Below are 26,664 nucleotides of genomic sequence, written 5' to 3'. Positions count from 1 at the left end.
TAAGAAGGTGATGAGGCAATGAGGAATCCGGATGGCCTAACCCGCCACCGCCTTATTTAGCTTCATCACCTTCGCACGTTTTCTCTCCTCATTTTTTGCCATGACTTTTGACGACTGCTACGAGCTGGGTTCGGTGGTAAAGCCTCACGGCCTGAAAGGCTTTGTGGTAGCTGCCTTCGACGTGGACAACCTTGATGAATACCGCAAGCTGAAATCGGTGTGGGTGGAGTTGCCCACCGCACTGGGTAAGCTCACGGAATTCACAGTAGAAAAGCTCCAGCCCCAAAGCAACGAGCGGGCACTTGTCAAGTTCAAAGGCATTGACCGCATCGAAGAAGCTGAGCCTCTCCGCAATGCCAAGCTATGGCGTCCATTAACGGAGCTTCCTGATCTTCAGGATGACCAGTTTTACTTCCACGACGTCATCGGCTACACGGTAGTGGATGAACAGTTGGGCGAATTAGGTACGGTAGAAACGTTTTACGAGCTACCTCAGCAGGATGTCCTGTCCATGCGTTACAAGGGACAGGAAATTCTGATTCCAGTAGCAAATGAGCTTATTCTGCACGCCGACCAGTCAGCACGGAAGTTACATGTCAACCTGCCGGAAGGCCTCTTGGAGGTGTACCTCACCCCTGCCTCGCGCGAGCGGGACGAGCCGGATGAATTCGTAGAGCCGTAACTGGCCCACACCATGCGTATTGATATCGTTACGTGCCAGCCGGATTTGCTGGTCAGCCCCTTCGCGCATTCCATCGTGAAACGCGCTCAGGATAAAGGCCTGGCCGAAATCTATGTGCACGATCTGCGCCACTATGCTATTAACAAGCACGGCCAGATTGACGACTACGTGTTTGGTGGCGGTGCTGGTATGGTATTACGGGTAGAGCCCATTGCTGCCTGCTTCGATGAACTGCTGGCTCAGCGTCCTTACGAGGCCGTTATCTATATGACGCCAGATGGGGAAACGCTGCGTCAGTCTTTGGTCAACCGGCTGTCATTGGCAGGGAATCTGTTGATTCTCTGCGGCCACTACAAGGGTGTAGATGAGCGTATTCGGCAGGCTTACATCACCCACGAAATTAGCGTAGGCGACTACGTGCTGAGTGGCGGTGAGCTAGGGGCAGCTATTTTGGTAGATGCCGTGGTGCGGTTGCTACCGGGCGTACTAGGTAATGAAGAATCGGCCCTGAGCGACTCGTTTCAGGACAACCTTCTAGCCCCGCCTGTGTACACCCGCCCCGCCGAGTGGAGAGGCTTATCGGTACCAGATATTCTGCTTTCGGGCAACACGCCCAAGATTGATATCTGGCGCCACGAGCAGGCGCTGGCCCGTACGGAGCAGCGCCGGCCCGACTTATTACAGGGGTGACCTTGGATGATTGTGAAGCCGATTTGCCATGCTATAACTGCAAGTAGCGCAAGCAGAACGCTAAACTCACAATTTCACCAGCTCCCCATTTCACAATTCAAAAATAGAGGGCTATATTTGCGCCTCTTTACCTGAAACCCTTCAGGGCGGCGCGGCCGTCCTTCACAGTTTTTCCAGCCATGAGCGTACTACTCGATTTTATCCAGCAGGAATCCCAGGAGCGCCGCGCCAGCTTCCCCGACTTTGCCGCCGGTGACACTATCAATGTTCACGTGAAAATTCGCGAGGGCAACAAGGAGCGCGTTCAGCAGTTCCAGGGTGTAGTTATCCAGCGCAAGAACACTAACTCGAACGGTGAGACTTTCACGGTTCGTAAGATTTCGAACCAAATCGGCACCGAGCGTATTTTCCCGCTGCTGTCGCCCAACATCGAGAAAATCGAGATGGTGCGTCGTGGTAAAGTTCGTCGTGCTCGTCTGTTCTATCTGCGTGGCCTGTCGGGCAAAGCTGCTCGCATCAAAGAAAAGCGCAACACCAACGTAAGCGCTAAAGCTACTGCTTAAGCCTTATTGCTTGTTAAATAACAAAACGCCGGCTTCCCTTACAGGAGGCCGGCGTTTTGCGTTATGGCAGTTCTGCTTTAAGCTTTGCTTAAACGCGCTACTTTATTATGAGTTCTGAGCTGAATTTTGCTGCAGGTCCTGCTCCGGGCTGTTTTGCCCGCCGGTGCTTACCTGCCGGGCTGCAGCGCTTAAGGCTTGCCCCAGGGAAGAAATGCGCTGAACTGTATTAGGATTCTCAGCTGTAGAAGCCGCCTTGCTGGTATTCTCACCCAAACGGTTGAGTAGCTGGCTAACCAGAGCCTTATCGATAGTGCCCCCGCCAAAGTGGGCCTTTAAGGCTTGCAAGTCAACCACAATCTGATGCAAATCGGGGTTGTTGGTGTCTTTTAGGTCTTCAATCCAGCGTTGGAAGTGGTTGTCGAGGCCAGCACGGGTAGCCTCCTCCACCAAGTTGCCCGTCAGAATATTTACGGCGCCATCAAGGTGGTTTTGGTGCTGAGTATCGTCTTTAGGCACTTTATGAAAGGACATAGCTCAAAGGGTTAAGTGCCTGTATGGCACTGTGGTGGTTAGGAACACCTTTGCAAACGCGGCTATCGGCCAAAGGTTGTGGCATTGGTTCCGGGGCGAAGGGCTACTTTCGCTTTGCTATTTGCTCATCCTTACCCCTTCATGAGAAAGTTTCTACGCCTATTTGGCTTGCTTCTGTTGCCCTACACTACCCTCGCCCAAGCCTCCAAGGCCAGCTGGCAGCAACAAACCGACTATTCTATTAATGTAATCCTAGATGACCGTCAGCACACGCTTAGCGGCCAAGAAGAACTGACGTACACCAATAATTCGCCTGACACTCTCCCCTACCTTTGGTTTCACCTGTGGCCCAATGCGTACCGCGACAACAACACAGCCTTCGCCCGGCAGCAGCTCCGGTCGGGTAACCGGGAGTTTCAATTTGCTACCCCAGCGCAGCGCGGATTTATAGATGGGCTAGATTTTCGGGTGAATGGCCAGCAGGCTGTTTTACAGTATGATGCTGCCAACCCGGATATGGCCAAGCTGATTTTACCGCAGCCGTTGTCTCCTGGTGCTTCTATCACGATTACTACCCCCTTCCGGGTTAAAATTCCGGATTCGTTTTCCCGGTTCGGGCATGTAAAACAGAGCTACCAGATTACTCAGTGGTATCCGAAGCCAGCGGTATATGACCGCCAAGGCTGGCATCCGATGCCCTATCTTGATCAAGGAGAGTTTTACTCAGAATTTGGGTCGTTTGATGTCCGCATCACGTTGCCGGCCAATTATGTGGTAGGCGCTACCGGCGTACTCCAAAACCCCGACGAGCAGCAGCGCCTCGATCAGTTGGCGGCGGCTACGGCAATTAAAAAAACGCCAGCTGATTTTGGTGACGACCTTAGGTTTCCGGCTTCAGCCCCTGAAACCAAAACCCTGCGCTACGTGCAAGACCGGGTGCATGACTTTGCCTGGTTTGCCGACAAGCGCTATAACGTGCTAAAAAGCAGCGTCACGCTACCCTCCGGCAAGTCCGTAACCTCGTGGGTGATGTTTACCAATAGAGAGCCTGAAAAGTGGATACAGGGCCTGCAGGATGTCAATAAGACGCTGACTCTCTATTCCCGCTGGGTAGGCGAGTATCCGTATGCTTCAGCTACTGCCGTGGAAGGAGCTTTAAGTGCCGGATCGGGCATGGAATACCCTATGGTAACCGTGACTCAGCCAGAGGCTATTGTGCACGAAGTCGGGCATAATTGGTTTTATGGCATTCTGGGCTCTAATGAGCGAGATTTCCCGTGGCTGGATGAAGGTGTAAACTCGTACATGGAAACCCGCGTGACCGAGCAGACAGACCCCGACGCCAGCCAACTTGACTTTTTCACGAAACGACCGGAACTGGCGGCGAAGCTGGGATGGGACAGTCTGCCCGCGGCGGCCCTGAATCAGGTTGTATACCACGTAATAGCCTCGCGCGGTCTGGATCAGCCCATAAGCGGCATCCCCTCGCCCGACTATGGAAAGATTAACTACGGCCTTATTTCATACAGCAAAACGGCTTCCCTACTAAAGTACCTGGCTGGTTATCTGGGCCAGGAGAAGTTTGATGAAGCCATGCACGTATACTATCAGCGCTGGCAGTTCCGGCATCCTTACCCGGCAGATATGCAAGCCGTATTTGAAGAGGTAAGCGGGCACAAGCTGGACTGGTTTTTCCGGGATATGCTCGCTGCCAAGCATTATTATGAAGCGGCCGTATCGGATTTAAAAGCAGAACACGACGCCATAAAGGTGTTGATTCGAAATGACTCGCCTGCTCCGTTTGCAGTACCTGTTGCTACCCTCGATGCTCAAGGCAAAGTACTGGAAAGGCAATGGACACCCGTGTTTGGAGGCACCGAAGACGACGAGCAGGATGAAACCCAGCTTAATTTTCGTCGAGCTGGGGTAGCCCGCGTGGTAATTGACCCCGACTACCTTACCCTTCAGCTCAACCGCCGCGACGACCAGATGAAGATTAGCGGCTCGCTACGTACTTGGGAACCACTGCAGTTGAAACCCCTGATTAGTCCGGAGCGGTGGGACCGGCACTTTATCAACTGGGTGCCCGTAGTAGGTGCCAATACCTCCGATAGGTTTATGCTGGGGGCTGCGTTCTACAACAATCTTCTGGCCCTGAAGCGGCTCAACTTCCTGGCCATGCCAATGTACAGCTTCAACCGTAAGGAGCTGAATGGCATAGGATCTGTAAGTCTGAACGTGTTACCTCGCACATTCGCACGTCAGCTGCTGACGACTCTTCAGGTTCAGCGTTTTGAGCGCTACCGTAAGCTTGAGCCTAGCGTTACCCTGATGCTGCCGCACTCGGCTTTTGGCGGTCTGCAGCACCAGTTACGCTTCGCCAACACCCTTGTGCGCGACCAAGACCAGCAACAAACCAGCAGCTTCCAGGCCCTGGAATACCGAGTTCGGAACGGCAATGCCCTACAAAACTGGACCGGCCATGTAGAGTTGAACTACCTGACGCCTGACTTATCCGTGGATAATAAGAGGCAGGAGGCGGCTCTTATCCGGGCTACTGCTACGTATGCCCGCTACTACAGCGCCAGCAAGCAGGTCAGGGCCCGCCTGTTCGGGGGTGGTTTCTTAAAATCATCCTCTGAAAATCCGTTCTATATTGGCCTGAGTGGCAGCCCGGACTACCGCCGCCAGACGGTCTTCCTCGACCGGCAACAGATTTCGGAAACCTTCACGGCTCAGCGTCACCAAACCGATGATCGGGATGGGGCTTTCAAAGCCTATCTCCCCGTAGGAAGCCAACGGTGGCTGAGCACCTTAAATCTGGAAGCTGATTTACCGGTAACGCCCCTGGCGGTTTTTGCCGATTTTGGAGCCGTAAGCAAAAGCCGACAAACCGATATAGTAGGCCGAAGCCCTCAAAGACTGTACTACGATGCTGGCCTGATACTACCGATCAGCAAGTTTATATTGCCGACAAGCCAGAATGTTCTGCGGGTTTACCTGCCCGTAGCTGGCTCACAATATCCCGATGGGTTACCCAGCAGCCGTAAAGACTTCACCGACCGGATTCGCTTTGTACTGCACCTAGAGGAGCTAAGCCCCTTCCGGATACTAAATGAGCAGTTAGCCAACTAATGGATTGCCGTAGATTCTCTATATACACTTTTGGGTTGCTGCTACTGACGGGGGTAGGCGGGCTTACTGCCTGCCGCACCGACTACGCTGATTTGCCGACTTTCTCGGCCGAGCGCAAACTGGTGCAGGTGGTAGTGGAAATGCCCGCCGGCAGCAACCATGAGCAGCAATACAATCCCGGAACTCAACAGTTTGAGCTCCCGCAGAAACCCGGCGCTAACGAGCTGATCGAATTTCTACCGGTGCCCGGCAACCTAGGGTTTATTCCCGGCACCCAAACAGCCCCAATCTCACCCCAAGCCCCCGCCGACCCGATACCCGCGCTGGTACTAGCCGAAAGTCAGCCGGTGGGCACTGTGCTGGAGGTTATTCCGGTGGCGCTGCTGGTTCTGGATGTAAACAGCAACCTAGAGCCCGTGGTGCTGGCTGTACCCGCGCGCCCTGCTCAGCGCATTTTGCCTGACGCTACTGACTGGGTTTCGTTGAACCGCCACTACCCCGGCGTGCGCCAGTCATTGAGCTTGTGGTTCCAGCACCGGAACAGCGCCGCTGAAACCCGCATTGCCGGTTGGCAGGATGAAAAGGCAGCTGACCAGTACATCCGGCGGTGGCTACGGTAAATCCTACCCCCAATACAAACACAAAGCCCCGGCTGCCAGCAGCCGGGGCTTTGTGTTTGTATATAACCTAATTCGAAGGCAGACTACTCAATCTTGTTCATACGCTCTTTCACTGCTTCCAGTGCTACGCGCATGTTCACAATGTCGGCGCGGGCAGCTTCCTGCTCCTTCAGATTCATGTCAATCTGGTTGTTGTACTGCTGCAGTTCAGCAGCGTTTTGAGCCAGCTGCTGCTGAATCTCAATTTTGCGGGCTTTGTTTTTCTCGATGTCCTTCTTGATGGCATCGGCTTTAGCAATTACCGCCGTGTGGTTGTTCTGCGACGATACCAGCGCTCTTTCAGCTTCTGCTACCTGCACAGCCAAGTCTTCGCGGTAGAGTTTGCGAGCAAAATCCTTCAGGTAGCCTTCAGCGGCTTTCCACTGCACCGGCGTCGATTCTTTGCTCAGGTAAGCGTTACCCAAGTCAATTGACCACCAAATAGTGGTACCGGTCGGCACGGCGTCAACCTTGCTAATTACGCGCACAGGCGTTTTGGCAATGGCTTCAATTACGACCCCATCCATGGTGTAAATGCCTTTATCGGCTTTTACTTTGCTGCCGAACTGCTCGTCCAACTGCTTTTTCCAGGAGTCTTCCACGCGCTTGCTATCCAGCTGCACGGAAACACGCTGACCTTTGCGCGGAATGCCTTTAACGGCCATTTCCGTTTCATCCACAGGCGACTTTTGCGCGAAGCTAGTCACCGACGTTGCCAACATCAGCAGCAGAGAGAAGAGTACGCCTCGTTTCATAGACAATGAAATAGGTTGAGAAGAAATGATTTGCAGGTGTGATATCCGGCTTATTGAATTCCGGTTCATCAAATTTAACTACACTCCCAGCATCTTGCCACAGGCCAGATTGTTTTTTTTGAAGAAAGCTGTGTTTTGTTAGAAAATTAATATTCATAATTACTTATATGCTAACATTTATCATTTCTTCCTGTTGAGCTACCGCCTTCATTTTGTGTCAACTATCTGATATTCTCGACAGTACTTTAAACAAAAGCCGCCTGTTCCCGTTTATCCTCGACTATGCCCATTACCGTCTGCCGCAAAGAACACTTTAATGCTGCCCACCGCCTGCACAATGCGGCCTGGGATGAGGAGCAGAACCAAGCCACGTTTGGCAAGTGCAACAACCCTCACTATCACGGACATAATTACGAGTTAATCGTAAAGCTGACGGGAGAGATTGACCCGGCAACAGGGTACGTCTATGACATGAAGCGGCTAAGTGACCTGATCAAACGCGAGATTCTGGATACCTTTGACCACCGGAACCTCAACCTAGACACGGAGGAGTTTCGCCACCTTAATCCTACGGCCGAAAATATTGCCGTAGTGATTTGGCAGCGGCTACGCCCACATCTGGCGGAGCATCTGGCCCTATCGGTCACGCTGTATGAGACCGAACGCAATTTTGTAGAATACCATGGATAACACCGCTACTGCGGCTGCCGCCGCGGACGGTGCCGCTGACCGTCCGGCCGTCGATGGCCAATTGCCGGCTGACTTGCGCACCCCCCTCCGTCCTGACGCTTTCCAGCTCAGCGACGATGAAAAGATTACCGCCATTTCGGGCCACTTCCGCGAAATCATGCAGATTCTCGGGCTTGACCTCACAGATGACAGCCTAAGCGGCACCCCCAAACGGGTAGCGAAGATGTACGTGCAGGAGTGGTTTAAAGGCCTGGACCCCAAGCACCGCCCCGACGTAAAGCTGTTTGAGAACCGCTACCAGTATCAAAACATGCTAGTGGAGCGGGACATTACGCTGTTTTCGTGCTGTGAGCACCACTTCGTCCCGATTATTGGCAAGGCGCACGTAGCTTACCTGCCGGGCGAGCATGTGGTAGGCCTCAGCAAGCTGAACCGGGTAGTGCAGTACTTCGCCCGCCGGCCTCAGGTACAGGAGCGCCTCACCCGCCAGATTGCGGAAGAGCTGAAAACAACCCTGCGCACCGAAAACGTGGCTGTCCTGATTGAGGCTGACCACTTGTGCGTAATGAGCCGGGGAGTAAATGACACCAGCAGCAGCACGCTCACGGCCGAGTACGGCGGTGCTTTCAGGCGCGATGAGGCCCTGCGGCAGGAGTTTTTGCGGCTGCTTGGCAAATAAAAAGCTAGTAGCTTTCCGCTCATCTTCGGGCGTGCTACCTCTTACTGGCATGCTACCCCTATTGCAGCCCTGAACTACCTGTTCCCACCCATGTCGCGCAAAGTTTTGATTACCGGGGGTACCGGCATGATTGGCACCCGCCTCGCTGAAATGCTCATTGATGCCGGGTACGAAGTAGCCCTGCTAAGCCGCACCCCTGGTAGCGGCCGCTACCGCAGTTTCCGCTGGGACCCGCTGGCGGGAACCGTAGATGAAGCGGCCGTGCGCTACGCCGATTATATTATCAACCTGGCCGGCAGCAGCGTTTCCGATGGCAAATGGACCCAGGAGCGCAAGCGCGAAATTCTGTCGAGCCGGCTGGCAGGTACGCAGTTGATGGCGCGGGAACTGGCCCGGCATACGCATCATGTGCAGGCCTTTATTTCGGCTTCGGCTATTGGCATCTACGGCGACCGGGACGACGAGATAGTAACCGAAGAAACCGCTCCGGCCCCCGGCGACTTTCTGGCCGAAGTTTGCCAGCAATGGGAAGCGGCCGCCCAACAGGTAGCGGCCGATGGTATTCGGACGGCTATTTTCCGGATTGGCATTGTGCTGAGTCCGGAGGGTGGCGCCTTGGTGCCGTTGGCTCGCACAGTGAAGCTCATGGCCGGTGCTCCGCTGGGTTCGGGCCGTCAGTATATGTCCTGGATTCACCTCGACGACCTGTGCCGCTTGTTTATACAGGCCATGGAAGAACCGCAGTGGCAGGGCACCTACAATGCCGTGTCGCCTACCCCCGTTACCAATAAGGAGTTCACCGAAACCTTGGCCTCGGTGCTGCACCGCCCGCTGGTACTGCCCAAAGTTCCGGAGTTCGGGCTGAAGCTGGTGATGGGAGAGATGAGCGAGATTGTATTGGCGAGCCAGCGGGTAAGCGCCGAAAAAACGCTGAAGCAAGGTTTCAAATTCGAATTCCCTACCCTGCAGGCAGCGCTGGAGTCATTTTATAGTAACGAGGGGTAACTACCGTTTCTCCTTCTGCAGCATGTTTAAGGTTATCGTATCGACTAGCTTACTGCTGCTAATGCAATTCAATTCCTTTGCTCAAAACTCGGCCACAAGAACATTAGCTGAATTGGTAAATCACCAGGATTCAGGGTGGCCACTAGTTCAAAGCTGGATCAAGGAAGCAAGAAATCCTGTTCAGATTTTACCGAAAGACCAGACTCAGGCAGATAGCGTTTTGCAGGCTGTTCAGGTGACAACCCGCTCCCCGATGGGAGCAATTATTTATGAAACCGGGGGCCTTTTGGTAGATCATGGCTGGCTTCGTATTCTCGGCTCGGGCTCTGTGCTGCTTAATCGAAACCTTGCGGCATGGAACCATGGCCGGCAAGATGGCTTTCTTCTTGTTGCAGATGATGTACTAGGTGGCTTCTTCGCTATTAACGGCGGCGCGTTCGGCACAGAAACCCTAGGAAAGGTTTACTACTTCGCACCCGATACGCTACGGTGGGAGAACACCGACATGACATACTCAGAATTCCTGATTTTCAGTTTCTCCGGTGACCTCAAGAAATTTTATGAGGGCTTACGGTGGGCTACTTGGGAACAAGATGTAAAGCTATTGGACGGCACACAGGGGTTTAGTTGCTACCCCTACCTATTCACCAAAGAAGGTAAAGACATGCGCAAGCTTAGCCGTCGGCCTGTGCCGTTGGCGGAGCTTTGGACACTGAATAATCAGTTTCGTCAGGAGCTTAATATTCACTGAGTTTTTCTAGGTCTTTGCGTGACCACAATAAAAAAAGCCCCAGCAGCAATTGCCGGGGCTTTTTGTTAAAAATCAGTGAGGCTACAAGCTGTCCGGCACGGGTACGGTACCGTTGTTTAGGTTTTCCAGCAGGTTATCGACCACAATAGTATCTACCGCTTCTACCCGGCGGCGACGCGGCTCAGCAGCCGATACGCAGTTATACTTTTTCGATATTTTGACGGTAGGCTGAGGGAAAGGGCCCATTCGGATGTCCAGTTCAGGGTCCTGATAAAGTTTCTCCATGTAAGTGCCGAAGATGGGCAAGGCCGTGCGCCCCCCCTCCCCTTGCTGGGAGTTCAGAAAGTGAATGCTCCGGTCCTCGCCGCCTACCCATACGCCGGTCACCAAGTCCTTCGTGACGCCCATGTACCAGCCATCAGAGTAGTTAGAGGTAGTACCGGTTTTGCCTCCAATCTGGTTATTCTTCTTCCACAGCTCGTAGTCCCAGAGGGCCTGAGAAGTGCCGCCGGGTTCTTCCATGCCGCCACGCAGCATATAAGTCATTAGCCAGGCGGTTTCGGCCGGAATAACCCGTTTCTGCTGGGGGTCGAACTGCACCAGCACGTTTCCATTTAAATCTTCGATGCGAGTCACAATCCTGGGCTCCGGGCGGAATCCCTGATTCACGAAGGTGCTATAGGCATTCACCATTTCGTACACGCTCACATCGCCGCCTGAGCCAAGGCCGATACTAGGCACCGGCAGTAACTTGCTCCGAATACCTACTTTATTAGCGTATTTGGCTACGTTGTCCCAGCCTACCTTCTCAGTAAGCTGAGCTGTTACGGAGTTCACCGAGCGAGCCATGGCGTAACGTAGCGTCATGTTCATGCCGGTGTACTCGCGGGTCACGTTGTCGGGCTTCCACTCCATGGGCTGCCCGTTCTCCACGTAGTTAATGGTCACGCGTTCATCCCGAATACGGTCGCAGGGCGAGTAGCCGTTATCGAGGGCCGTCAGGTATACGAAAGGCTTAAAAGTAGAGCCTGCTTGGCGCTTGCCCTGCTTCACGTGGTCATATTGGAAGAAGCGGTAATTGAGGCCACCCACCCAGGCCTTAATTTGGCCGGTGAAGGGGTCCATGGTCATCATACCTGCCCGCAGGAAGCGCTTGTAGTAGGCCAGCGAATCGAGCGGCGACATTACCAGGGTGGTATCACCATCGCCCTTCCAGGTAAACACCTTCATGGGGCGCTTGCGGTGCAAAGCAGAGTCGAGCAGATCAGGCCGGCCTTTATAGCGTGCGGCTAGCTCCTTATACTGCTCCGTGCGTTTCATTTGGGTTTCAATGAAGTCGGGAATTTCATTGCCCTCCTCATCTACCCACGGATTTTTGCCCCGATTGCGCCAGAAGTTATCGAAGGTGCGCTGCAGGGTCTTCATCTTCTTCTGCACGGCCTCTTCAGCATGACTCTGCATGCGCGAGTCGATGGTGGTATAAATGCGCAGTCCGTCGCGGTACATATCGTAGCCGTTCTTCTTGCACCACTCATTTACGAACTGACTTACAGCTCCGCGGAAATACGTTTCGGGTCCATCGACGTGCTTTTCAACCTGATATTGGAGCACGATGGGGGTAGCCTGCTCGGCCTTCACCTGCGCCGCCGTCAGCACGCCGGCCTGGCCCATGCGGGTCAGCACCAAGTCGCGGCGTTTGCGAGCCGCTACGGGGTGAAATTTAGGGTTGTAGGCCGTAGGGTTGTTGAGCATACCCACCAGCATAGCTGCCTGCTCAATGGTCAGGCTATCGGGCGAGGTGCTGTAGAAGGTTTTGGCGGCTACTTTAATGCCGTATGCCTGGGAGCCATACTCAACGGTATTGAAGTAAAGAGCCAAGATTTCATCCTTGGTGTAGCGGCGCTCCAACTCTACAGCAGTCAGCCACTCCTTGGTTTTGCTGATGAGTGTGCCTACCAACGGAACGTGGCCTAATAGGCCAGTATTCTCTTTGCGGCGGGTTTTATACAGGTTTTTGGCCAGCTGCTGGGTGATGGTGGAGCCCCCACCCCCGCTTCCGCCCGTGGCTACTCCGGCCACGGCCCGGGCAATAGCAATGGGGTCAATGCCAGAATGGTCCTGGTAACGAATATCCTCCGTGGAAATCAGCGCTTTTAGCAGCCAGGGCGACATTTTGCTCAAGGGCACGGGCGAGCGGTTTTCGCGGAAGTAGCGGCCTATCAGCACCCCATCGGCGGTAAACACCTGAGAGGGCTGCTCTACCCGCGGGTTCTCCAGCTCCTCCAGGCTTGGCGACTTTCCAAACAGGAACATGAAGTTCATGCTCACCAGAATAGGGTAAAGCAGGAAAGTACCGGCACCTAGCACAAAAATTCCCCAGAACGTGCGGGAGAGAATATTGGGCCAGTTCCGGGCGGGGCGCGTTGAAGAATTCGGGGTAGAAGAGTCGGGAGCGGACATTCAGGGCGCGTTGAGGCGGACGAAGCGGGACGAACCGGCAACGGAGTCGCAAATATACCAGTTCAAGGCGGGAGGCACGATGAAACAATCGTTGTACTATTGCTTTAACATATAGCCTCTATCCTTCATCTCAGCTTTTATGGTATCCAATATGTCAGTTTACTCCCTCTCCTCTGATGAGCTTGCCCGAAGAGCGCGACTACATACTTGGCTGACTGTAGGTGGTGGCCTAGTGTTATTCCCACTATTACCCTTAACCACTGCCTTGCTGGGTATGTCGCTTCCCTCTGTTGCAGATTACGTAAATCTAACCTTTGCATTACTAGGTATAAGCATTATACCCGCAACAGTGTTCGCCCTACTGCGGCAGCCCGCCATGCGGCGACTTTTTCAGCGAGTGAGTGTCCTACCTCATTTTGTGCAGCGCGCTGCATATGTTCTACTTGGCACTTTGCTTATTTTTCTGGCATTTGTAGCCCTGGCTTCGGGCGTTACACTATTGTATTTCTGGGGACAATACGACTTCAGATCTTCCTCTCTGACTGATCAACTTCTACTTGGGACAGTGAATATAATGCTGTTATTCAGTATGCCATGGCTGCTGGCGGCACTTGCGTCAGTCTGGTACGTTAATCGTGATTTACTGTAGAAAAGAGTGACTGGAAGCTATTAGCCCGTTAGCGGACCGCTACCACCCCGCCCGCACCGGGTGCCCACAGCAGCATTACATGTAGCAGTGTCCAGAGCATAAGTCCTAACAGTACGACCGAGCCCGGTAGCACAACTGTTACCAGACGCCGCCACCGCTCTGGGGCCGAGGCGGCCCGTTCGCGCCAAGTTAACAGAACAGCCAGGGCACCGATGCAGCATGCGCAGAGCAGGCCGCCTGCCAGCGTAAGGCCAAGTTGAGCAAGGTTCATGGGGTAGGAAGAGGTAGGAGGTGAAGTAAGAACTAAACTTGCGTAGACGGGCTATGTGCCCTTGGACCAGCGGGCAGCCTGGCAGCCACAATTGAGGTAGGATAGCCGATAGGTTTATAGGGTAGGAAGCAGGTAGGGTAGCAATACAGGCGGATAGGATAAACACATGGCTGCCAGGGAAGACGCCGGGGCAACGGGAATTCTTATTTCGTTAGCTGCTCGTAGGCGCTGGCCTCTGCGTAGGTCCAGCTTTGCCAGCTGTGGTACTCGGGATAATTGCGGCGCCAGGCGGCAATACGGGCCTGAATGGCTTCCTGGGCTTCGAGGGGGGTAGCACGCCGCTCGGTGTAGCTGCCGGGCGGACTAATAACAATGCGCGTCATGCCCTGCAGTACCTGCTGCCGGGCCGCTAGCTCGGGCAGCACCCGCTCGGGCATTTCCAGCAGAAAACCCAGATCTACATCTTTGAACCGGGGGCTTAGGTTGTAGCGCACCATCCAGATTTCCCAGTTGCCCAGTGCCAGCAGCAGCAGCACGCCATACGCGGCTAACCCATTGAGGCGCACCAGGGAGTAGGCCGAGCGGCGCTGCCAGATTTTCAGCAGTACCGTACCTAGCCCAAACAACGTCAGCAACAGAAACCCATATACCCCAATGCGCTTGTAGGCCAAGCCCGTGTAGGTGATGTAGTAGTAATTGCGCAGCCCCACTGATATTACGAGTACCGCGTTCTGCACCACCCACACGGTAGCACCCCAGCGCAATACCTGTAGGCCGGGCGCATAGAAATTCAGATTGCGGCGGAAAAACCAGAGTACAATACCCATAGCTACCAGAATACTCAGAATCAGCACATAAGTACCCTCATGCACAAACTGGGTCAAATCGAAGCCGGGAGTAGGCGCGAAGCCCAGCCATATCCAGTTGATATCAATGATGTTCACCACCAGCAGCAGTGCATTCACCAGCCCAAACACGGCCAGCGCCATGAGGTACTCCTTGCGCAAATCGAGGGAGCGGAAGGTGCGGGCGTGGAAGTTGGGGTGCCGCACTCCAAAGGAGGCTACCCGGTCGCGCTGCCGCCGCACAAACTCTCCCAAGCGCGACTCCTGATCCTGGAAGAAGTGAAACGGTACTACTACCAGAGCTCCGGCTGTAAGGGTCAGCCCCAGCACAAAGAACAGCACATGCCCCACTGATATGGCCGGTAGCAAGGCCGCCAGCCACTCTCCTACCCGGGCAAAAACGGCGGTAGCCAGCTGGTCGTAGCGCGGGTTAGCTAGGCTAAACAGGATGTGGAACCCTACCACAATCAGAATGGGTAGCAGCAGCAGCCGGCCATAAAAGCGGGTGCGCCTCCATTTGTTGGAAGCACCCGCCTCCTGGCGCGAGGGCCACAGGTAAGGCAGGAAACCCGGCAGAGCCCGCGCGGCACCTCCTACAGCCGTAAGCAAGGCAAATGCTACCAGCTTCAGATGAGGTTGGTTCACGTAGCCCAGCAGCATAATCATTGAAGCCACGCAGGCCAGCTTGGCTGCCCCAGAACCCAGCACCAACACACAGCCTGCACTTAGCGCCGTACCGGCCAGCATCAGCCAGAAGTAGCCTGAGCGCCACACCGCCGCATAGCGCGGTAAACCGGCCAGCGTGGCCCCTACCACAAATAGCGTATATAAGGCCAGATTGAGGCCGACCTCCTGGTTCCAGAACAGCACATCAAATAGCACCGCGCCCGTTGGCAGCAGCAGTTTTTGCAGGGCTGTGAGGGCAATAGGCGTAGCGCGGTTCCGGGCCGGCACAGTAGCAGCGCCAGGTAGCGCAGAGGCAAGTGAATTCATAGCTAGTTATTTTTTAAAAGAACTTTGCAATTCAAAGTATATAGGCAAAAAAATTACGCTCCTCCGCGCAGAAGCTTTTCTAAAGCGGCCAGATGATCTTGAAACGCCGATTTCCCTTCCGTGGAAGCGGCGTAGGTGGTGTTTGGCTTCTTGCCTACAAATTGCTTACTGACTTGCACGTATCCGGCTTTTTCGAGGGCCGCGACGTGGCTTGCCAGGTTGCCGTCGGTCAGGTCCAAAGCTTCTTTCAACTCATTGAAACTCACTGAGTCGTTAGCCATCAGCACAGCCATTACGCCCAACCGAACCCGATTGTCGAAGGCTTTATTAAGCGTGTGGATGACGTGTTTCAAGGAGGAAAGAAATGTGGAGATGAAGTGCCGAAGCTTTGGGGTAAAGAAAACAGATGACGTGCCATGGCCTTTTCTAGCCTACGGATATCGTCCTGCTTACCTCATTGCTTCATTACTCATTTACCGTTCGTAGCGGTTATACATCAGGAGGCCATACCCGATATGCCCCAGCCCAAAACCGAGCGCAAAGAACGCCAACCCAAAGCCGGGGAACAACACAGCCACCAATCCTAGCACCATTTCGGTGAGACCCAGCCACCTAATTTCATCAAGGGTGTATTTGCTGGCGTTCAGCAAAGCTAGGCCATAGAACAGCAGCAGCCCGGGTACCACCAGCCCTACCGCCCCCTGCCAGAACAAAGCCAGGCAAAACAGTCCGCCGGCCACCAGCGGAACCATGAGGCTGATAGCCAGCCGCCGTCCCAGAGCGCTCCACAACGGCTGCCCGGCTCGGCGCGCCCGACGCACCGTGAAGAAGGTAGCCACGGCCAGCGCTGCCCCAATAATACCGAATGCCAGCAGCAGCAGGGCTGGCAGTGCTTGCTGCCGCTCAGCTGGAGTGCTTTGTACCAACTGCAGGTAGCCCGCGTAAGGGTAGCGCTGCTGCAGATACAAATGCCCGGCCCCAACTCCCAGTAAGGCCACAACGCCCGCTCCTACCCCCGAAAGGCCACTGAGCGAGATAAAGCGGGAGGAGCGCTCCATAATGGCGCGAATCTCGGTGAGCTGAGCAAGCGGATCAGTAACAGGCTTCGACATTGTCTAAAGAACTTTGCGTTACAAAGCAAGAAAGGTTTGCGCGGGTTTCCTAGTCCTGATGGCAATTATTTTCATTTAGGCTCCACTTCGCTAGTAGCCGGTGTCTACTAGTTACTGTTATAACCCAACAACTAAACGGCTGGCAACAGCCCCTTAGTGCTGTGGCTAAACTTTCCAGGGCTTCATTTTAAGCTATGCGCAGCGCCCTACCCCCGCCTTGCTTATCAACCTTGTAGCAGAATAACCAAGGATTAAGCTCCGCTGACACTGGACAAAGACTGCTACCTAACCTTGCCCAGCTTCCTAGCCTAGTCGGCAGGACCATTTCGGGATAGTCAATTCCCAACAAAAAACTGGATTTACACAATCCACAGCGTTTTTCTGAGCGTATTGCCCATTGGCCTAACCTTTGTTGCTACCCATATCCTGCTATGCTACCTGCACATTGTTACTAAGCCCGCTTTCCTTTTAAACGCTTTGCAATGTTGTCACTTCTTCTCTCGACCTCTACATACTCCACCACAGCCCGGGCTTTCATCCTATGGATCTTCGCCAACCTGGGTGGCACGCTGTGGCTTCTTCTCGATTTCGCTCTCGACCGATTCGACGACTACCCTATTGCCCTCATGACGGGGCTGGTAGCCGCGCTGGTTTCCCTGGCCATTGTGCCGCTGGTTATTCCGTTTTTCAGTTTGATGTGCAAGCTGCGGGTGGGGCTTTCAAGGCGGTCATTGGCTTTAGTGGGAGTTACGGCTTTCTTCCTGCTAGCCAACCAACTGCTGGAACTGCTACTGCCCGTCAATTCTATGCGCGATGTTCTGAACATGTCGCTGCCTTATTGGGCAGCCGCTATGCTTACCGTACTGTGGCTCTATAGCCCCAGTCAGCGTGAAAACGTGAGCCAAGCCACTGCCTGTGACTAGTAGGGTACTAGTTAGTATAATAGATAGCGTAGTGCCGAGCATGGCCGAGCGAGATTCCTCAGCTGTGCTCGACATTACGCTATCTTATTGAGGGCATCTTTCGTTTTCGGGTAGCCAAAGCAGACGGCTTCGCGTAGGGTATGCCCATGAAGCTGCGCCTCCAGTTATTCGAGTTTGAAGATTTAGCCTGGTTTCCGGCCGTAATCCGGGCGGGTATGATGGACTACTTGCGGTTCATGATTTCGGCCCTGGAAACCTACCAGCCTATTGTACCGCTGTTACTAGAGGCCCTGCGCGAAACCCGCAACACGCAACTGCTGGAGTTAGGTGCGGGCGCTGGCGGTGGCACGGCCGGCGTGCTACGCCGCCTGCAAGCCAGTGGACTCCCTCAGGCCAAGGTGCTGCTCACCGACCTCTACCCCCAGCCAGCAGCCTGGCAGCAGTTGCAGGCCCAAACGCCCGGCCTGGGCTACGAGGCAGCACCCGTTGATGCTACTGCCGTGCCGTCAGGGCTTACGGGGTTCCGCACCATTTTTTCGGCATTTCACCACTTCCCTCCAGCCGCTGCCGAGGCTATTCTGGCCGATGCTGTGCGCCGGGAGGCAGGTATTGGGGTGTTTGAGGGCGCTGGCAAGCATTGGTGGGAAATACTGCTGGCCTGTACCGTGCTGCCAGTAGCCCAACTGCTCATCACGCCGTTTATCCGGCCTTTCCGGGTTAGCCGGCTGATTTTCACCTACCTCATTCCCCTGATTCCGCTGTTTACCATCTGGGACGGTTGCGTTTCAATTTTGCGTCTCTACCCCCCTGAGCAATTGCGAGCATTGGCGCTCCGTGCCGATCCGGAAGGGGCCTTTCGGTGGCAAGCGGGGGTAGTGCGCCACTGGTGGGGCCCCGAGGTAACGTATTTAATCGGGGTACCGGCTCAGGCCAAGAACTAATCGGTAACCCGTAGCTTGCGCCTCGCGGCCCGTAGGCTGCCTGCCCTTTATATCCCCTCCGCTCCTGCCTCTTGCTATGCCGCTTGCCGCTTACCGCCGCGCTCTGCCTTTGCTGCGCATCCCGTTTTCGGTGTATCTGATGCCCGTTTTCTGGTTTGGGCTGAGTGCGTTGCGGCAGCCCTTCAGCGGTTGGCGGGCCGCCGCGGTGTTTGTGGTGCTCCACCTGCTGGCCTACCCCGCCTCCAATGGCTACAACAGCTACTACGACCGGGATGAAGGTAGTATTGGAGGCCTGCGCCGCCCCCCTAAGGTGTCGCGGGAGCTACTGCACTTGGTTTGGCTTTTTGATGTACTGGCTGTGCTGGGAGCGGCTCTGCTGAACCTGCCTTTTGCGGGGCTAGTAGCAGTCTATCTGTTGGTATCGAAGGCGTACAGCTACGAAGGCATTCGGCTGAAGAAGTACCCCTTGCTGAGTACAGTCGTGGTTGTGGTTTTCCAGGGTGCTTACACCTTCCTGATGACGCAGGTGGGGGTAGGCACCTCCTCCGTCCAGCTCCTAGCACCCGACAATGTGGCCCTGGCCCTAGTCAGCACCCTGTTTCTGTGCGGCTCCTACCCCCTTACCCAAGTGTATCAGCACGCCGAGGACGCCCGGCGCGGCGACCGTACGCTAAGCTTGAGGCTGGGCATTCGGGGCACGTTTGTGTTTGCAGGTGTAGCCTTGGCGGCAGGAGCTGCCGTGCTGGTGGCCGTGTATGTTTGGCGGCAGGAAACCAGGCATGCCCTGGTATTTCTGGTAGCTACCGGCCCGGTTGTGGTTCTGTTTTTGCGGTGGGCTATGGCCGTATGGCGACAAGAAGCCGCTGCCGACTTCGACCATACCATGCGCATGAACCAGGTTTCCTCACTGTGCCTGAGTGCCGCCTTTTTGCTGATGCTGTTGTGGTAAAAAGCAACCGTTCAGCGGAGGAAACGCCAACCGTTCAGCTTGCGTAGTGCCTTCTACTCTCCCTCATTTGCTTTTTCTTATGCGTGCCTTTCTGCTGTTCTCGCCTCTGCTGCTGGCCGCCGCCTGCTCCTCGCCCACTTCCGACTCGGCCAGCGCCACTGCTACATCTGCTACCCCCGATTCGGTGGCCGAACCCATGGACACTGCCCGACCCGCTGCCGTGGATGCGCAGGCCGATACGCTTCTGACGGCTCGGAGTCGGCATGTCTTCTCCGCGCCTGGCTCGCCCGATGCGTTTTCGCTGGTTATGCGCGGGGCCTCCGTACTTACCGGCGAAGCCACCTTCACAATCACAAGCGCTTCCGGCCAGGTTATTTTCCGCGAAGTGCTGTCGGCTCCTGATCTGGAAGCCGCTATGGTGTATGAGATGAAAGGCCCCACCGCCACCCAGGCGGAGCGCGAGGCTTATGTACGCCGCCGCATCCAGGAGTTCTTCGCCGATAAGAATTTCCGCCGCCCCGCCGTAGCCTCGTCCGCTACCTTCCCAGATTCTACCGAAGCTCCCGCTGGCACCGACCGCACCGCCTGGGACGACCTGCGTCGCCGCCCCGATGCCGTAGCCTTCCAGTACCTGCTAGGGAAAGAAGACCGCCACACCATCGCCTGGTCGCCGTTGCGCAAGCAGGTAGTGCGCCTTCCCTAACGGCTGCATTAAGCAGTGCTACCTCAACTACAAAGCCGAAACCCATGGGTTTCGGCTTTGTAGTTGAGGTAGGTTAAGATATGATAGTTTCCTACCCCTCCGCTTGCCGCAAAGCCTCTTCCAGGTCGCGGCTGAGGGCATCGAAGGGCTGGAAGCCGCGGGCCAGCACGTAGCCCTGGCTACCCACCCGCAGAATCAGGGTAGGAAAGCCCTGCACCCCAATCTTTCCAACGGCGGCGAACTCCAGCTGCGTCCCCCGGATAATTTCGGGGCGGGTGAGCTGCTGACGAAATTCGGCGGGCTCCAGGCCGTAAGCTGCCGCCAAAGGTTCGTAAGTGGTCAGGTCATTTAAATCGGCACCGTCCTGAAAATAGGCCTGCTGCACGGCGTGGGCGAACTGGGCCGTCTGATCTTGCCGCAGCTGCCGGAAGGCGTGAATAGCCCGGCAGGGCGGCTCGGAGTTCTGCACATAGCTGCCTTCCTCACCTCTTGCCCGAAATCCAGCTCCAAACTGCACGCCGGCCACTTTTTCCACCTGTTCCAACGCCCCGGCCAGGTAGGGCCAGTCCTCCCCAATGGGGCCTACGTGCTCCCCGGTTACCATGCCGCCGCAAAGCACCGATACCTCTACCCGGCCGGCAAAAGCCTGCTGCACCTGCTGTACCACGGGGCTCATGCCGTAGCACCACGCGCAAAGCGGGTCAGAGATATAAAGAAGCTCGGGGAGGTCGTGGTGTTGCTGTTCCATAGGCTGCAAAGAACCGATGTTCCGGGCGGCGGCGCAACTTTCCCTACCCCTGCGGCTTCCGAAAACCCAACATCACCAGAGCCTCAGCACTCAAAGCGGACCATCCAATGCTCGAAATCCGCTACCCATGCAAAGCAAAAAAGGCCGCTCGGTAGGTACCGAGCGGCCTTTTTCTAGAATAGGTTCAGGAAGCCTTAGCCATTCATGGCCATTAGGAACTCCTCGTTGTCGCGAGTGCCTTTCATGCGGTCCTTCAGGAACTCCATAGCTTCGGAGGCCGTCATGTCCGACATGAACTTGCGCAGTACCCAGATGCGGTTCAGCTCGTCTTTGTTCATGAGCAGGTCCTCGCGGCGAGTACCGGAGGCCGGCACGTCGATGGCGGGGAAGATGCGCTTGTTGGCCAGCTTACGGTCCAACTGCAGTTCCATGTTGCCAGTGCCCTTGAATTCCTCGAAGATAACCTCATCCATTTTGGAGCCGGTTTCGATAAGAGCCGTGGCAATGATGGTGAGCGAACCGCCATCCTCCACGTTGCGGGCCGCACCGAAGAAGCGCTTGGGCTTATGCAGGGCGTTGGCGTCAACACCACCCGAGAGAATCTTGCCTGAAGCCGGCTGTACCGTGTTGTAAGCACGGGCCAGACGAGTAATCGAGTCGAGCAGTATCACCACATCGTGCCCACACTCCACTAGGCGCTTGGCCTTTTCCATGGCAATGGTGGCAATTTTTACGTGGCGGTCAGCGGTTTCATCGAAGGTTGAGCTGAGCACTTCCGCTTTCACCGAGCGGGCCATATCCGTTACTTCCTCGGGGCGTTCATCGATGAGCAGAATCATCAGGTACACCTCGGGGTGGTTTTCCGAAATGGCATTGGCAATTTCCTGGAGCAGCACCGTTTTACCGGTTTTGGGCTGCGCCACAATCAGGCCCCGCTGGCCTTTACCAATAGGAGCAAACAAATCCAGAATGCGGGTGCTATACTGAGCCGATTTGGTGGTCAGCTTCAGGCGCTCCTCGGCAAACAGCGGAGTCAGGTTGTTGAACGGAATCCGGTCGCGCGCTTCTTCCACCGAGCGGCCATTGATGCCTTCTACGCCCACCAAAGCAAAGTACTTCTCACCGTCGCGGGGCGGCCGAATGGTGCACTTCACAGTGTCGCCGGCTTTTAGGCCAAACTGCTTTACCTGCTGTGGCGACACATAAATGTCGTCGGGCGAGGCCAAGTAGTTATAGAAAGGACTGCGCAGGAAGCCATAGCCGCCATCGGGCATCATTTCCAGCGTGCCTTCACCCGGAATTACGATGTCCATTTCCTGGCGAGCCGGGCGTTGCTCGGGCCGGGGCTGATCGGCTACTCCTGTAGCTTGGCGCTCGGCCTGGCGCTGTTCCTGCCGTTGCTGGCGCTGCAGTTCCCGGGCAGCGTAGCGCTCCTCGCGGCGCTGCTCGCGTTGCTCCCGGGCGTCGGGGCGGCCACCTTCACGTAAGCCACGAACCTGGTCTGGGCGGCCGTCGCGCGCGGCACCATCCTGCCGGAAATCAGCTCGGGGCTGGTCGTTGCGCAGTTCACGAGGCTGATCGGCGCGGCCATTGCTTTCCGGGCGGGCAACTCCGTCGGAACGGAAATCGGCGCGCGGAGCATCGTTGCGACCTTCGCGGGGAGCATCATTACGGTACTCACGGCCCTCCCGGAAAATCCGGGGCTGGTCAGGACGTCCCTCCCGAGCGGGTGCCGGAGCGTCCGCCGGACGAGCTTCTCGCACGGCTGGAGCCGCCGGAGCTTCCGGCACGGCAGTAGCCACTTCGGCTACTTCAGCAACCGGGGCTTCTGCTACGGCAACATCGGAGGCAACTGGGGCAGCATCTGCAACCGGAGCTGCAATGGGCCGGCCGGCACGGTCAGTGCGTGTCCGGCGCTCTGGGCGCTGGTAAAGCTTAACCGGGCGGTCAGGACCGGCATTTACATCAGTTGCTGCAGCCGGAGCTACTTCGGGTGCCGGAGCTTCAGTGGGCGCAGCAGTCTCAACAGGAGCCGAAGCCACTATTGGGGCTTCTACGGGGGTAGGAGCTGCAACAGGTTCTGGGGTAGATGGAGGGGTAGCAACTTCAGCAATGGGCGCTTCGGCAGCTGCTGCAGCCACTTTTCCGCGGGTGGCAGGCTCACGGCGCGGGGCGGCCGGGCGCGGTGCCCGGGGCGCACGGGCCGGAGCAGCTTTGGCCGCCGGGGCAGCAGGAGCTTCCGGCGCGGGAGCTTCGGCAGGGGCTGGCTCAGGCGATGCAGCAGGGGCAGCCGCCGATTTAACTTTTTGTGGAAGCTTATCCGGGGGGGTAATGGCTTGCTGATCGAGAATCTTGTAAATCAGATCCTGTTTACTGAGTTTTTTGAAATTGCCAACATTCAGTTTTTCAGCAATTTCTTTTAGTTCGGACAACAACCGGTCCTTCAACTCGTCAATAGTGTACATATAAGAAGCTGAGCGAAAAGTTCAGGCGGGGCGGCGGCCAAAGAAAATCAAATAGGACAGCACAGGGCATTCCGGACACAGCGGACAACCGCAACGCGGGGCCAAACGCGAGAAAGAAGCGAGAGGTAAAAACCTTGGGTGGTGGGCCGGGCAGCACAGATTAAGATTGCGGGCCAGGCGCGGGAAATGAATACCCTACGCACCCGGCAGCCAGCGCCGGCTTATACTTGCAATGTTAGCGTAATGTGCCGGAACTGCCAAATCACAGCTAAGATTTTGCTGCTGGGTTGATAACGCAGCTTCCGCCCAAAAGGATACACCCAGCCAAGCAATTATCTTCTAACTTCTTTCGGGCAATTATCATTCCCGATTACGATAATCCTTAGCTAACCAGAATAGCGCCTGAGAGCATACCAGCTCGATTTTTCGGCCCGGCTCAGCATCTATTAAATAAGCCGTTTACTTTTGTCTTATTCCATTCTGCGTTTTCTAGCTGTTATGCTGCAAGTTTCTGTCCTGAAAGAGCACACCGATGCGGTGCTGGCCGGCCTGGCCAAAAAACATTATAAAACCGCCGAAGCCGATGTGCAGGCCATTCTGGCGCTCGATCAGCGCCGCAAGGATTTGCAAACTGCCCACGACTCAGCTCAGGCCGAAGCCAATGACTTAGCCCGTCAGATTGGGGGCTTGATGAAAAGTGGCGACAAAGCCGGGGCCGAAACCCTAAAGCTGCGCACTGCCGAGTTGAAGCAGCAAACCAAAGCCCACGCCGAGGAGCTCAGCCAGGTGGAGGAAGCCCTGCAACAAACTCTCTATAAGCTCCCAAACCTGCCTCACAGCAGCGTGCCGGAAGGCCGCTCAGCCCAGGACAATGAGGTAGTGCGTGAAGTAGGCCAACAGCCTACCCTGCCCGCCAATGCCCAACCCCACTGGGAGCTGATCAAAAAGTACGATATCATCGATTTCGACCTAGGCGTTAAAATTACCGGAGCGGGTTTCCCAGTGTACAAAAACCAGGGAGCCCGTCTGCAGCGCGCGCTCATCAACTTCTTTCTGGATGAGGCCCGCGACGCCGGCTACACCGAAATTCAGCCACCGGTGCTCGTAAATGAGGCCTCGGGCTACGGCACAGGTCAGCTACCTGACAAGGAGGGCCAGATGTACCACGATGCCCAGGACAACCTATACCTCATCCCGACGGCGGAAGTCCCCATTACCAACCTCTACCGCGACGAAATTGTAGCCACCGAGAAGCTGCCCATCCGCAACGCCGGCTACACGCCTTGCTTCCGCCGCGAGGCTGGCTCTTGGGGTGCCGATGTACGCGGCCTCAACCGTCTGCACCAATTTGATAAGGTTGAGATTGTGCAGATTGCCCATCCTGAGCAGAGCTACACCCAGCTGGAGGAAATGCTGGCCCACATTGAAGGGCTACTCCAGAAGCTGCAGCTGCCCTACCGCGTACTGCGCCTCTGCGGCGGCGACATGGGCTTCACCTCCGCCCTTACCTATGACCTGGAAGTATGGTCGGCGGCTCAAGGTCGGTGGTTGGAAGTGTCGTCGTGCTCGAACTTCGAAACCTACCAGGCCAACCGCCTCAAGCTGCGCTACCGCGCCGAAAACAACAAAACCCAGTTGCTGCACACGCTCAACGGCTCGGCCCTGGCCCTACCCCGCATTGTGGCCGCCCTGCTCGAAAACAACCAGCAGGAAGACGGTATTCATCTGCCGGAGGTGCTGCACTCCTACTGCGGCTTCAGCAAGATTGGCTAAAGGCTCTTCCTGACTTTAAAAAGCCCGTCCAAATTGCTTTGGGCGGGCTTTTTTGGTGTTATCTGATCAGTACTCTCCCAGTTGACTATCCACATAGCACCAAGCCCACTGTTCGCCGGGTTCGGCAGAAACAACCACGGGGTGCTGAGTAGCCTGAAAGTGATGGGTAGCGTGCTTGTTTTTCGAGGAATCACAGCAGCCAACGTGGCCGCAGCTCTGGCACACGCGCAGATGCACCCAAGTATCGCCCAAGGCCAGGCACTCTGTACATACTGGGTTAGCCGGTACAGGAATTACAGTTTCAATGGCTTGTAAGTGCTGGCAGAGAGACATACGAGTAGCTATTTGCTGATAAGATGAACGTACGGCCGCTAAGTTGCTACCCCACCACCGTAGTTACAACCCGGAGGGCACCGCTGGTCAGGGTTTTCTGAACGGGGCATTTATCGGAGATAATGTGGAGGCGCTGGCGCTGCTCGGCAGTTAGGGGGCCCAACAGGCGCAACTCTTTGTGGATTTCCTCTAGCATTTCGCCGGTCTGCTCGCATTGGTCGCAGTCGTGGCGATGAACGCGCTGGTGGCTCAGGCGCACCTCAATGCCTTCGAGAGGCCAATGTTTTTGGGAGGCGTAAATCCGGAGGGTGATGGCCGTGCACGCTCCCAGCGCCGATAGCAGCATATCGTAGGGGGTAGGGCCACGGTCTTGGCCACCCACTGCCACAGGCTCATCAATGAGGTAGGTATGGCGACCGGCCTGAATTTCGGCAAGCAGGGCTTCGGGTCCCACTTTAATCAGAACAGACGGGAAAGAAGGAGTATCAGCTAGCATACAGGGAAAAGAACAGCTCAACCGTAGCGTACGGCACTTGGCACCGAACGTTAATACAAGCTACGGTATTTATGGCAGTGGCAACACCTGACTGCGCTTTGAATATCGTCCCCTACCCCCTAGCCAACACAAAGGCCGCTCCTGCGGGGTAGCAGAAGCGGCCTTTGTATTGCTGGCCTTGGTCAGGCAAAAGCGCCTTTAGGATTTAGGCGTATAAGGGAATTTCTTGGAGGCGTTGCGCATCAGGGCATCCACAATGTTTTCAGTGGAGCTGAACACCGAGCCAGCGGCTACATAATCGTACTTCCAGAGCAGCTTGCCAGCTTCACCCTCGTGAATGTTCACGGTGATGTTGGCTTGGTTGGTAGCACCCCAGGTGCCTACCAGCAAGCCAACGGCCACGGCGGCGCCGTCGCTCATGGGCTTGGTGGTGCGCACGCTGGTGCTCAACACGGCGTCAACGCCCAGAATTTTGGCTAGTTCCTGCGGGGAGCGGCTGCGCAGCTCAGAGTACGGGATGTTGCTTTCGCGTAGACGGGAGTTGGTTTGCATCACATCCTGGAACTCTACGGTGTAGCCGCGCTGGGTTTTACGACGCAGCAGCCAGGAATAAATCTTCTCCTGAAAATCAACGCCGCTTTTCAGCTCCATGTCCTGCAGCTGAGCTTGCGTGGTATTTTTCATTTGGTTCGGACGGAGCTGCATGGTCACAGCAGCCGGCAGAATAGCAACGGTTTTGTGCTTGGGAGCATAGGCCCGGAAATCCTGTGCCAGATAAATACTAGGTCCGCAAGCCGTTAGCAGCACGGACACGCATAGAACCATTAGTACCCGGAGGGTAGAAATTTGCATAAACTCGAAGA

At 55.7% G+C, this 26,664-nt stretch carries 26 protein-coding genes; 14 read left to right on the top strand and 12 right to left on the bottom strand.

What is annotated here, in order from left to right; genetic code table 11:
* The first annotated feature begins 100 nt into the window (after positions 1–100).
* From rimM to rplS, 3 genes are all read left to right on the top strand, one after another.
* A complete protein-coding gene (gene rimM / locus DNI29_RS05365; RefSeq protein WP_110977009.1) occupies positions 101–682 on the top strand; it encodes a ribosome maturation factor RimM in 582 nt (193 codons plus the stop codon).
* 12 nt (positions 683–694) lie between these two features.
* The gene (gene trmD / locus DNI29_RS05360; protein WP_110977008.1) at positions 695–1,372 is read left to right on the top strand and encodes a tRNA (guanosine(37)-N1)-methyltransferase TrmD; all 678 of its coding nucleotides are present in this window, start codon (positions 695–697) and stop codon (positions 1,370–1,372) included.
* 179 nt (positions 1,373–1,551) lie between these two features.
* Complete coding sequence (gene rplS, locus DNI29_RS05355; RefSeq protein WP_110977007.1) at positions 1,552–1,935, top strand: 50S ribosomal protein L19; 384 nt, start codon at positions 1,552–1,554, stop codon at positions 1,933–1,935.
* Between the two features lie 105 nt (positions 1,936–2,040).
* Here rplS and DNI29_RS05350 read toward each other — a convergent pair whose 3' ends face one another.
* Entirely contained in the window at positions 2,041–2,466 is a 426-nt protein-coding gene (locus tag DNI29_RS05350; protein ID WP_110977006.1) for a hypothetical protein, read from the bottom strand.
* A gap of 141 nt (positions 2,467–2,607) precedes the next feature.
* On the opposite strand from DNI29_RS05350, the gene DNI29_RS05345 reads away from it, so the two are divergent.
* Both DNI29_RS05345 and DNI29_RS05340 read left to right on the top strand, forming a co-directional pair.
* Positions 2,608–5,601, top strand: a complete 2,994-nt coding sequence (locus tag DNI29_RS05345) for a M1 family metallopeptidase (RefSeq protein ID WP_110977005.1) — start codon at positions 2,608–2,610, stop codon at positions 5,599–5,601.
* Between the two features lie 35 nt (positions 5,602–5,636).
* Positions 5,637–6,221: an inorganic diphosphatase gene (locus DNI29_RS05340; protein ID WP_238388005.1), complete on the top strand. Its 585-nt coding sequence runs from the start codon at positions 5,637–5,639 to the stop codon at positions 6,219–6,221.
* An 83-nt stretch (positions 6,222–6,304) separates the two neighbouring features.
* Here the strand turns inward: DNI29_RS05340 and DNI29_RS05335 are convergent, their stop codons facing one another.
* Positions 6,305–7,015, bottom strand: a complete 711-nt coding sequence (locus tag DNI29_RS05335) for a DNA repair ATPase (protein WP_110977003.1) — start codon at positions 7,013–7,015, stop codon at positions 6,305–6,307.
* A gap of 282 nt (positions 7,016–7,297) precedes the next feature.
* Here DNI29_RS05335 and DNI29_RS05330 point away from each other — a divergent pair, with 282 nt between their 5' ends.
* The 4 genes from DNI29_RS05330 to DNI29_RS05315 all read left to right on the top strand — a co-directional run bounded on the left by DNI29_RS05330 (position 7,298) and on the right by DNI29_RS05315 (position 10,140).
* Entirely contained in the window at positions 7,298–7,705 is a 408-nt protein-coding gene (locus tag DNI29_RS05330; protein ID WP_110977002.1) for a 6-pyruvoyl trahydropterin synthase family protein, read from the top strand.
* Positions 7,698–8,384 (top strand): GTP cyclohydrolase I FolE, encoded by a 687-nt coding sequence (gene folE / locus DNI29_RS05325; protein WP_110977001.1) that lies wholly within the window; start codon positions 7,698–7,700, stop codon positions 8,382–8,384. Before DNI29_RS05330 ends, folE begins: the two co-directional genes overlap by 8 nt.
* A 90-nt stretch (positions 8,385–8,474) precedes the next feature.
* Positions 8,475–9,389 carry a TIGR01777 family oxidoreductase gene (locus DNI29_RS05320; RefSeq protein WP_110977000.1) on the top strand — a complete coding sequence of 305 codons (915 nt, stop codon included), beginning with the start codon at positions 8,475–8,477 and terminating at the stop codon, positions 9,387–9,389.
* Between the two features lie 61 nt (positions 9,390–9,450).
* Entirely contained in the window at positions 9,451–10,140 is a 690-nt protein-coding gene (locus DNI29_RS05315) for a DUF2625 domain-containing protein (protein WP_110977299.1), read from the top strand.
* A gap of 81 nt (positions 10,141–10,221) precedes the next feature.
* Here DNI29_RS05315 and DNI29_RS05310 read toward each other — a convergent pair whose 3' ends face one another.
* From DNI29_RS05310 to DNI29_RS05285, 5 genes are all read right to left on the bottom strand, one after another.
* Positions 10,222–12,600 carry a transglycosylase domain-containing protein gene (locus DNI29_RS05310; RefSeq protein ID WP_238388004.1) on the bottom strand — a complete coding sequence of 793 codons (2,379 nt, stop codon included), beginning with the start codon at positions 12,598–12,600 and terminating at the stop codon, positions 10,222–10,224.
* Between the two features lie 677 nt (positions 12,601–13,277).
* Entirely contained in the window at positions 13,278–13,520 is a 243-nt protein-coding gene (locus DNI29_RS05300; RefSeq protein WP_110976998.1) for a hypothetical protein, read from the bottom strand.
* A 203-nt stretch (positions 13,521–13,723) separates the two neighbouring features.
* On the bottom strand, positions 13,724–15,358 hold the full coding sequence (locus DNI29_RS05295) for a DUF4153 domain-containing protein (protein WP_110976997.1): 1,635 nt from the start codon (positions 15,356–15,358) through the stop codon (positions 13,724–13,726).
* A gap of 53 nt (positions 15,359–15,411) precedes the next feature.
* The gene (locus DNI29_RS05290; protein ID WP_110976996.1) at positions 15,412–15,711 is read right to left on the bottom strand and encodes a winged helix-turn-helix domain-containing protein; all 300 of its coding nucleotides are present in this window, start codon (positions 15,709–15,711) and stop codon (positions 15,412–15,414) included.
* A 120-nt stretch (positions 15,712–15,831) separates the two neighbouring features.
* Positions 15,832–16,470, bottom strand: coding sequence for a hypothetical protein (locus DNI29_RS05285; protein ID WP_110976995.1), 639 nt, complete (start codon positions 16,468–16,470; stop codon positions 15,832–15,834).
* Positions 16,471–16,952: 482 nt separating this feature from the next.
* Here DNI29_RS05285 and DNI29_RS05280 point away from each other — a divergent pair, with 482 nt between their 5' ends.
* The 4 genes from DNI29_RS05280 to DNI29_RS05265 all read left to right on the top strand — a co-directional run bounded on the left by DNI29_RS05280 (position 16,953) and on the right by DNI29_RS05265 (position 19,986).
* Positions 16,953–17,393, top strand: a complete 441-nt coding sequence (locus tag DNI29_RS05280; RefSeq protein WP_110976994.1) for a hypothetical protein — start codon at positions 16,953–16,955, stop codon at positions 17,391–17,393.
* Between the two features lie 146 nt (positions 17,394–17,539).
* The gene (locus DNI29_RS05275; protein WP_123823079.1) at positions 17,540–18,334 is read left to right on the top strand and encodes a class I SAM-dependent methyltransferase; all 795 of its coding nucleotides are present in this window, start codon (positions 17,540–17,542) and stop codon (positions 18,332–18,334) included.
* 76 nt (positions 18,335–18,410) lie between these two features.
* Positions 18,411–19,283 carry a UbiA family prenyltransferase gene (locus tag DNI29_RS05270; RefSeq protein ID WP_110976992.1) on the top strand — a complete coding sequence of 291 codons (873 nt, stop codon included), beginning with the start codon at positions 18,411–18,413 and terminating at the stop codon, positions 19,281–19,283.
* Between the two features lie 79 nt (positions 19,284–19,362).
* Positions 19,363–19,986: a hypothetical protein gene (locus DNI29_RS05265; protein ID WP_110976991.1), complete on the top strand. Its 624-nt coding sequence runs from the start codon at positions 19,363–19,365 to the stop codon at positions 19,984–19,986.
* Between the two features lie 91 nt (positions 19,987–20,077).
* Here the strand turns inward: DNI29_RS05265 and DNI29_RS05260 are convergent, their stop codons facing one another.
* Together DNI29_RS05260 and rho are read right to left on the bottom strand one after the other, a co-directional pair.
* Positions 20,078–20,734 carry a DsbA family protein gene (locus tag DNI29_RS05260; RefSeq protein ID WP_110976990.1) on the bottom strand — a complete coding sequence of 219 codons (657 nt, stop codon included), beginning with the start codon at positions 20,732–20,734 and terminating at the stop codon, positions 20,078–20,080.
* A 194-nt stretch (positions 20,735–20,928) separates the two neighbouring features.
* Positions 20,929–23,199 carry a transcription termination factor Rho gene (gene rho / locus DNI29_RS05255; protein ID WP_110976989.1) on the bottom strand — a complete coding sequence of 757 codons (2,271 nt, stop codon included), beginning with the start codon at positions 23,197–23,199 and terminating at the stop codon, positions 20,929–20,931.
* A gap of 498 nt (positions 23,200–23,697) precedes the next feature.
* On the opposite strand from rho, the gene serS reads away from it, so the two are divergent.
* Positions 23,698–24,972, top strand: coding sequence for a serine--tRNA ligase (gene serS, locus DNI29_RS05250; protein WP_110976988.1), 1,275 nt, complete (start codon positions 23,698–23,700; stop codon positions 24,970–24,972).
* Positions 24,973–25,038: 66 nt separating this feature from the next.
* Here the strand turns inward: serS and DNI29_RS05245 are convergent, their stop codons facing one another.
* The 3 genes from DNI29_RS05245 to DNI29_RS05235 form a co-directional block, all read right to left on the bottom strand.
* Positions 25,039–25,305, bottom strand: a complete 267-nt coding sequence (locus tag DNI29_RS05245; RefSeq protein ID WP_110976987.1) for a UBP-type zinc finger domain-containing protein — start codon at positions 25,303–25,305, stop codon at positions 25,039–25,041.
* Between the two features lie 46 nt (positions 25,306–25,351).
* The gene (locus tag DNI29_RS05240) at positions 25,352–25,801 is read right to left on the bottom strand and encodes an OsmC family protein (protein WP_110976986.1); all 450 of its coding nucleotides are present in this window, start codon (positions 25,799–25,801) and stop codon (positions 25,352–25,354) included.
* Between the two features lie 198 nt (positions 25,802–25,999).
* Positions 26,000–26,653 carry a hypothetical protein gene (locus DNI29_RS05235; protein WP_110976985.1) on the bottom strand — a complete coding sequence of 218 codons (654 nt, stop codon included), beginning with the start codon at positions 26,651–26,653 and terminating at the stop codon, positions 26,000–26,002.
* Positions 26,654–26,664 lie beyond the last annotated feature (11 nt).

Origin of the sequence: Hymenobacter sediminis (assembly GCF_003231285.1) — a bacterium.
GTDB lineage: Bacteria > Bacteroidota > Bacteroidia > Cytophagales > Hymenobacteraceae > Hymenobacter > Hymenobacter sediminis.
Note: the sequence above shows the minus strand (reverse complement) of the source record. Positions and strands in the feature narration are given on the sequence as shown.

What these genes read in the sequence shown, in the direction of transcription:
- rimM (WP_110977009.1), top strand. Translation starts at nt 101, where the DNA reads ATGACTTTTGACGACTGCTACGAGCTGGGTTCGGTGGTAAAGCCTCAC.
- trmD (WP_110977008.1), top strand. Translation starts at nt 695, where the DNA reads ATGCGTATTGATATCGTTACGTGCCAGCCGGATTTGCTGGTCAGCCCC.
- rplS (WP_110977007.1), top strand. Translation starts at nt 1,552, where the DNA reads ATGAGCGTACTACTCGATTTTATCCAGCAGGAATCCCAGGAGCGCCGC.
- DNI29_RS05350 (WP_110977006.1), bottom strand. Translation starts at nt 2,466, where the DNA reads ATGTCCTTTCATAAAGTGCCTAAAGACGATACTCAGCACCAAAACCAC.
- DNI29_RS05345 (WP_110977005.1), top strand. Translation starts at nt 2,608, where the DNA reads ATGAGAAAGTTTCTACGCCTATTTGGCTTGCTTCTGTTGCCCTACACT.
- DNI29_RS05335 (WP_110977003.1), bottom strand. Translation starts at nt 7,015, where the DNA reads ATGAAACGAGGCGTACTCTTCTCTCTGCTGCTGATGTTGGCAACGTCG.
- DNI29_RS05330 (WP_110977002.1), top strand. Translation starts at nt 7,298, where the DNA reads ATGCCCATTACCGTCTGCCGCAAAGAACACTTTAATGCTGCCCACCGC.
- folE (WP_110977001.1), top strand. Translation starts at nt 7,698, where the DNA reads ATGGATAACACCGCTACTGCGGCTGCCGCCGCGGACGGTGCCGCTGAC.
- DNI29_RS05320 (WP_110977000.1), top strand. Translation starts at nt 8,475, where the DNA reads ATGTCGCGCAAAGTTTTGATTACCGGGGGTACCGGCATGATTGGCACC.
- DNI29_RS05315 (WP_110977299.1), top strand. Translation starts at nt 9,451, where the DNA reads ATGCAATTCAATTCCTTTGCTCAAAACTCGGCCACAAGAACATTAGCT.
- DNI29_RS05310 (WP_238388004.1), bottom strand. Translation starts at nt 12,600, where the DNA reads ATGTCCGCTCCCGACTCTTCTACCCCGAATTCTTCAACGCGCCCCGCC.
- DNI29_RS05300 (WP_110976998.1), bottom strand. Translation starts at nt 13,520, where the DNA reads ATGAACCTTGCTCAACTTGGCCTTACGCTGGCAGGCGGCCTGCTCTGC.
- DNI29_RS05295 (WP_110976997.1), bottom strand. Translation starts at nt 15,358, where the DNA reads ATGAATTCACTTGCCTCTGCGCTACCTGGCGCTGCTACTGTGCCGGCC.
- DNI29_RS05285 (WP_110976995.1), bottom strand. Translation starts at nt 16,470, where the DNA reads ATGTCGAAGCCTGTTACTGATCCGCTTGCTCAGCTCACCGAGATTCGC.
- DNI29_RS05280 (WP_110976994.1), top strand. Translation starts at nt 16,953, where the DNA reads ATGTTGTCACTTCTTCTCTCGACCTCTACATACTCCACCACAGCCCGG.
- DNI29_RS05275 (WP_123823079.1), top strand. Translation starts at nt 17,540, where the DNA reads ATGAAGCTGCGCCTCCAGTTATTCGAGTTTGAAGATTTAGCCTGGTTT.
- DNI29_RS05270 (WP_110976992.1), top strand. Translation starts at nt 18,411, where the DNA reads ATGCCGCTTGCCGCTTACCGCCGCGCTCTGCCTTTGCTGCGCATCCCG.
- DNI29_RS05265 (WP_110976991.1), top strand. Translation starts at nt 19,363, where the DNA reads ATGCGTGCCTTTCTGCTGTTCTCGCCTCTGCTGCTGGCCGCCGCCTGC.
- DNI29_RS05260 (WP_110976990.1), bottom strand. Translation starts at nt 20,734, where the DNA reads ATGGAACAGCAACACCACGACCTCCCCGAGCTTCTTTATATCTCTGAC.
- rho (WP_110976989.1), bottom strand. Translation starts at nt 23,199, where the DNA reads ATGTACACTATTGACGAGTTGAAGGACCGGTTGTTGTCCGAACTAAAA.
- serS (WP_110976988.1), top strand. Translation starts at nt 23,698, where the DNA reads ATGCTGCAAGTTTCTGTCCTGAAAGAGCACACCGATGCGGTGCTGGCC.
- DNI29_RS05245 (WP_110976987.1), bottom strand. Translation starts at nt 25,305, where the DNA reads ATGTCTCTCTGCCAGCACTTACAAGCCATTGAAACTGTAATTCCTGTA.
- DNI29_RS05240 (WP_110976986.1), bottom strand. Translation starts at nt 25,801, where the DNA reads ATGCTAGCTGATACTCCTTCTTTCCCGTCTGTTCTGATTAAAGTGGGA.
- DNI29_RS05235 (WP_110976985.1), bottom strand. Translation starts at nt 26,653, where the DNA reads ATGCAAATTTCTACCCTCCGGGTACTAATGGTTCTATGCGTGTCCGTG.